Source organism: Paraburkholderia sp. CNPSo 3274 (assembly GCF_024206475.1).
GTDB lineage: Bacteria > Pseudomonadota > Gammaproteobacteria > Burkholderiales > Burkholderiaceae > Paraburkholderia.
Map to the genome: position 1 here is coordinate 1 of NZ_JAMBPR010000169.1, position 5406 is coordinate 5406.

The 5406-nt window shown below is 57.1% G+C and carries 6 protein-coding genes and 1 pseudogene; 2 read left to right on the forward strand and 5 right to left on the reverse strand.

Annotated features, from left to right (window positions below):
• A partial coding sequence (locus M3I54_RS43515; RefSeq protein ID WP_254338201.1) for a transposase occupies window positions 1-160 on the reverse strand: 160 nt, incomplete at its 3' end.
• A gap of 98 nt (window positions 161-258) precedes the next feature.
• Between M3I54_RS43515 and M3I54_RS45640 the strand changes: the two genes are divergently transcribed.
• Both M3I54_RS45640 and M3I54_RS43520 read left to right on the forward strand, forming a co-directional pair.
• Window positions 259-594 (forward strand): MFS transporter, encoded by a 336-nt coding sequence (locus tag M3I54_RS45640; protein ID WP_375542322.1) that lies wholly within the window; start codon window positions 259-261, stop codon window positions 592-594.
• Between the two features lie 549 nt (window positions 595-1143).
• Window positions 1144-1911 carry a CerR family C-terminal domain-containing protein gene (locus M3I54_RS43520; protein WP_254346574.1) on the forward strand — a complete coding sequence of 256 codons (768 nt, stop codon included), beginning with the start codon at window positions 1144-1146 and terminating at the stop codon, window positions 1909-1911.
• A 42-nt stretch (window positions 1912-1953) separates the two neighbouring features.
• On the opposite strand, the gene M3I54_RS45645 is transcribed toward M3I54_RS43520, so the two are convergent.
• The 4 genes and pseudogenes from M3I54_RS45645 to M3I54_RS43540 all read right to left on the reverse strand — a co-directional run.
• Complete coding sequence (locus M3I54_RS45645) at window positions 1954-2574, reverse strand: TetR family transcriptional regulator (protein WP_375542323.1); 621 nt, start codon at window positions 2572-2574, stop codon at window positions 1954-1956.
• A gap of 92 nt (window positions 2575-2666) precedes the next feature.
• A complete protein-coding gene (locus tag M3I54_RS43530; protein WP_254346576.1) occupies window positions 2667-3476 on the reverse strand; it encodes an SDR family oxidoreductase in 810 nt (269 codons plus the stop codon).
• 94 nt (window positions 3477-3570) lie between these two features.
• On the reverse strand, window positions 3571-4407 hold the full coding sequence (gene panC / locus M3I54_RS43535) for a pantoate--beta-alanine ligase (protein ID WP_254346577.1): 837 nt from the start codon (window positions 4405-4407) through the stop codon (window positions 3571-3573).
• Between the two features lie 36 nt (window positions 4408-4443).
• A pseudogene (locus tag M3I54_RS43540) lies at window positions 4444-5406 on the reverse strand (4Fe-4S dicluster domain-containing protein); the annotation flags it as partial.

Sequence of the window (5406 nt, forward strand, 5' to 3'; positions counted from 1 at the left end):
TGCGCCACGCAAACACCTGGTTCGCATTCACCTGATGACGTCGGGCTACCCCGGAGACGGTGGCTCCGGGTTCGAAGGTCTCACGCACAATCGCCAGTTTCTCTTCAACTGAGCGGCGTCGGCGTTGCTCCGGCTGCGTCAGAACCTCAACGGGTTCCATGTTGTTAGTTGTAGGCTTAAACATAGGCGGAAGACTACCTCATAGTTTAAGCGTTACCCAGTGTCCGGTTTTCGCGGGGGCCGGCCCACGCGGCCCATGTGCCATACGTCGCACCTGTCTGTGTGTCTCTGCTCGCCGGGGGTGCCGCATGGATCACATTCAACTCCACCGTCTCCTCCGCCTTCCAGGCGAATCTTCCCGCTTGGGTGCGAGCTCGGGCATTAGCAGTTTTTTTACTCTCGTTCCAAGGCTCAATGGCACGGGGTGCGTTCGTATGGGGTGTCTGCGCAGATCAATTTGGCGTCTCGAAGACGCTAACAGTCGCTGCCTTGTGCATGGTTGTTGGGCCGCTACTAGCGCGACGACACCCTTTGCAAATAGAGTCTGAATTGATGCAACCGCCGACAACGATTGAATCCCGAGGTAGCAACTGATCTGGCGACGGCGCTGGGGATTGACCTCTCGAAATTTCGTGACGCGGCAGCACACCAAAGACTTGCTTGCAGAAACTCGGCCCCATCTCCAATATAAGTTCGCGGTAGGGGATTACCTCGCCGGCTGCGTTCGCGCGTAACTGTGGTTGTCCACCAGCGAGCTTAAGGGACGGCCGCTTTCGAGGCTCCCATTAGACGTCTGCCTCCGGCGAGCATAGATCACCGAGCGAACCTCCAAGGGACGTCGAGATTTGCCCTAGGTGCGATTATGCGCATACCGTTCTATTATCGCTACCTTGCAAGCTCGCTCGATCCGGGTGCGGAATGCCCGTCGCCTAAGCGGGGACATTTCGTGTGCGGAACAAGCGTGCCGTATTTGCGATTCTTTCAGATCGACGTGGTCGGAGTTCGTTGCCCCAAAACCAATCAGCAACTAACGAAAAGGCTGCCAGACACAGGGCGCGCTTGGTAAACGTTGCTATCGATGCAGTGAAAGGTATCAAGCCGATTCATTTCCCGCTCCTTTTACGAGGCCGATAACTTGTGGCAATGATCAAAAGTCGAGGACGTGCTGGGACAGCAAATGGGTACGTATGCGGCAACGAAACGCGATCCAGGATCATTGCCGCTGCACTCACACTTTTCGGTTTGCACGGATTTGAAGGGGCTTCAACGCGAGACATAGCGGAGCTAGCGGGTGTCAACGCACCTGCATTGCGCTATTACTTTTCGAACAAGGAAGGCGTGTATCTGGCGTGTGTCGATCATATAGCTACCACGATTTCTGACCGCCTCGCCAGCCCCGTTGACGCGGCGCGGCTTGTACTTGATACGGACGGCAACGATGATCAGTTAATCTGCGCGTTCCGTGAAATTCAGAAGCATCTCGCTCAATACCTGTTCACCTCGACTGCCCCCGATAGCTGGAGGCTTTTCATGGCGCGAGAGCAGGCGGGCTTGGGGCCTCAGTTTCCCAATGCTCAGTTGCACGATCGTCTGCAGACGCGCCTGATACCTGTGTGCAGCGAAATAATTGGCCGCCTGATGGGCCGAGATGCTGGCGATGAAGAGGCTTTATTACGGGCACTCACCATCACTGGTCAGCTCGTAGCAATTCACCTCACACGGCGTTCGATGATGGTCACTCTAGGCTGGGAATCTATCGATGCACGTCGGCTCCGCTGGATCACATCAGTCGTTGACAAGCAAACGGTTCTACTATTAGAAGAAGTAGTAAAAGAACGGACCGAAAAAAATTCTATCCCTGTAGAAGCGTCCTTCGGCTCAAATAATCGCGAGATTCCAAAAGGATATTAATTCCCGGTCGGTACGCTGTCGAAACCGGCTCTACATTTCGATTCAAAAGCACTCGTCAACCGTCAGGGAGGAAAACGCCCTTCCGACAACAGCCGACGCGAGGGCTTCCTCCGCTCCCTGATGAGAAGCCGTAAGCAAACTCAGATGAAAGCAGCCCGTCAACAACGAGTGTATGTATATCGATTCCATGGCGTAGTCGACATGCTCGGTGACCTCACGATCTGCCACAGCGAACCTTAGCGCGGACTCGATAGATAACTGCGCGACTCGCGCGGCCTCCCCCAACATCGATGTGGAAACAACGGTATCTCCTTCGCATTTCGCCGAGGAGAAAGCGATAGAGTACAGACGCCGTTGTGTGCCCGAGTGAAGGACGACGGCCAATCGCTGTTCAAGTTGTGCGCGCAAATCGCTAAGCGTAGCTCCCTCCAATATCTCAGCCGATATTATGAACGGGTCTAGAGGCAAAGCTGATCGTTCGAATAAAGCGGTCACGAGTGCCCATTTGTTTGAGAAGTGACCATATATAGCGCCCCTGGTCATACCAGCCGCGTGCGCTATGCCCTCAAGCGACGTAGAGGTAACGCCGCGCTCAAAAAATAGAATCTCCGCGCTGTCGAGAATCCTTTCCCGGGTTACGCGTCCTTGTATTTTTCGCTTCACTGTGTCCCCTCGGTCGTCTACGCGCTCTCTTCTCGCGCTGCACCGCTATCCACCCTCTCCGCCGCGAGATGTGAGGCCATGTCCCCGCGCGCCTACTCAAATTTCTTGAACATTACGTCACGCTGACTGGTGACAAGATGCTGCCCACCGTCAACAACCAAAGTCGTGCCGGTTACTCCACGGGCCTCGGCAAGATAGATGGCTGCATCGACAATGTCTTCAAGCCGCGATCCGCGCCGAAGTGGAGTCATTTTGTGAGCCATCTCAAACTGCTCTTGCGTTTGATCACCCGAAACAAGCGTAAGCCCTGGAGCCAGCCCGACCACTCTGACCTTCGGCGCTAACGCCTGCGCGAGTGCAATCGTGGCATTCGCCAACGCCGCTTTCGTCAACGTATAGGAGAGGTAGTCTGGATTCATGTTGTAAAGCTTCTGGTCCAGAACGTTGACAACAACGCCGCGGTGTACCTCGTCGACAACCGCACAATCCGGTATCGCATCGTAGAGCCCGCGCGCCAAAGCCAGTGGCGCCGCGACATTGATCTCCATGAGTTCCAGCAGGAGACCATAAGTAAAGGTCTGCGCCATATCTTCCTCGAACCGCGATGCGCAGTTCATGACGCAATCGAGTCGTCCGAATGCCTGCACACAATCGGGCACAAGTCGTCTCACCTGATCTTCTTTCGACAGATCTGCGCAAAGCGAAATCGCCCTCCCCCCTTGCGCCGCGATCTGATCGACAACCTCCTGCGCTTCGCGCTTCGACTCGTGATGGTGCACGGCAACGTCCCATCCTCGCGCGGCAAAACCGAGAGCGAGCGCACGACCGATTCGCCGGGCCGCTCCCGTCACAAGCACCGATTGCCTACGTGGGCCATCATAGTCAATTGCTGGTTCAGTCATAACGAAACGCCAATGTCAGGCAGACGCAAGGTGCCCTCGAGTTGCGCTTTCGCGCTACCCCTCGATAACCGTGGCAAGGCATAGAATCGGAAGTTCAAATCTCGAGGTTGTCAATAAGACGCGTGCTGCCGAGGCGCGCCGCCGCCAGCACAACGAGCTTCTGCTCGACGACATCCTGCTCCGTTGGAGAGCGTAAGTCGGCCCGCTTTCGGACTGAAATGTAATCGGGTGTCCAGCCTCGATCGACCAGCGTCGAGAACACGCGCCGCTCGATTCGCTGAATATCTTTTCGCCCGCTCGATATTTCCTCACGGACGCTGTCGAGGAGTCGATATAACGTGGGAGCCTCCACGCGCTGTTCGGGTGTCAGGAAGCGATTGCGAGAAGACAAGGCAAGCCCATCGATATCGCGGATGGTCTCGCCGGCGACTACGTCCGTGGGCATAGCAAACTGTTTGCACATTTCTCGGACTATCATCAGCTGTTGATAGTCCTTTTTCCCAAACACCGTTACGCGCGGCTGCGAGCATAAAAGCAACTTCATGACGACCGTGCAGACGCCCTGAAAGAAGCCTGGCCGGAACTCTCCCTCCAGCATGCCGCCAAGCCCTCCAGGAGGCTGCACACGATACTCCTGCGGCTGCGGGTAGAGATCGCGCTCCGTCGGGGCAAAGACGACATAGACATTTTCTCTCTGGAGCTTCTCGATGTCCGCCTCAAGGGTTCTCGGATAACGCTCGAAATCTTCGCCTGGTCCGAATTGCAGCGGATTCACGAAAATGCTGGCAATGACAGGATCTCCATGCTGTCGTGCGAGCCTGATGAGCGATAGGTGTCCTTCATGCAAATTGCCCATCGTCGGCACGAAAACCGTGCGGTTTTGCCCGCGCAACTGAGCTCGCAATTCCTCGACAGACCGAATCAGTTTCATACTTGACCTTGGCTCTGGGACTTAACCTCGTACCGCTTACATGTTCGGATAGTTCGGGCCGCCGCCACCTTCCGGCGTGACCCACACGATGTTCTGCGTCGGGTCCTTGATGTCGCAGGTCTTGCAGTGCACGCAGTTCTGCGCGTTGATCTGCAAGCGGTCGCTGCCGTCGTCGTTCTTCATGAACTCGTACACCGCGGCCGGGCAGAAGCGCGCTTCGGGGCCCGCGTAGGTGCGCAGGTTCACGTTCACGGGTACGCTCGCGTCCTTGAGCGTGAGGTGCGCCGCGGATACTCGATCGGCTTGCACTGTGAAGCGGGTTTCAGCATCTCGTGATCGCGGTGCTGGTGATGCAGCGTCCACGGCACGTTGCCGCCCAGCAGCTTCTGCTCGATGCCCACCATCAGCGTGCCCAGGTACAGGCCCTTGCTCATCCACTGCTTGAAGTTGCGAGCCTTGTACAGCTCCGTGTAAAGCCACGACTGCTTGAACGCTTCCGGGTAGGCCGCGAGTTCATCGCTCTGGCGGCCCGCCTGCACCGCTTCGAACGCCGCATCCGCAGCCAGCATGCCGGTCTTGATCGCCGCGTGGCTGCCCTTGATGCGCGAGGCGTTCAAAAAGCCCGCATCGTCGCCCACGAGCGCGCCGCCCGGGAACACGAGTTTGGGCAGCGACATCAGGCCGCCCGCCGTGATCGCGCGCGCGCCATACGAGACGCGCTTGCCGCCTTCCAGGTACTTGCGGATTTCCGGGTGCGTCTTGTAACGCTGGAATTCCTCGAACGGCGAGAGATACGGGTTCTGGTACGCAAGTCCCACGACAAACCCCACCATCACCTGGTTGTTGTCGATGTGGTACAGGAACGAGCCGCCGTAGGTGTCGCTTTCCAGCGGCCAGCCGGCGGTGTGGATCACGAGGCCGGGCTGGTGTTTCGAAGGATCGATTTCCCACAGTTCCTTGATGCCGATGCCGTAGACCTGCGGATCCGAATCCTTGCCG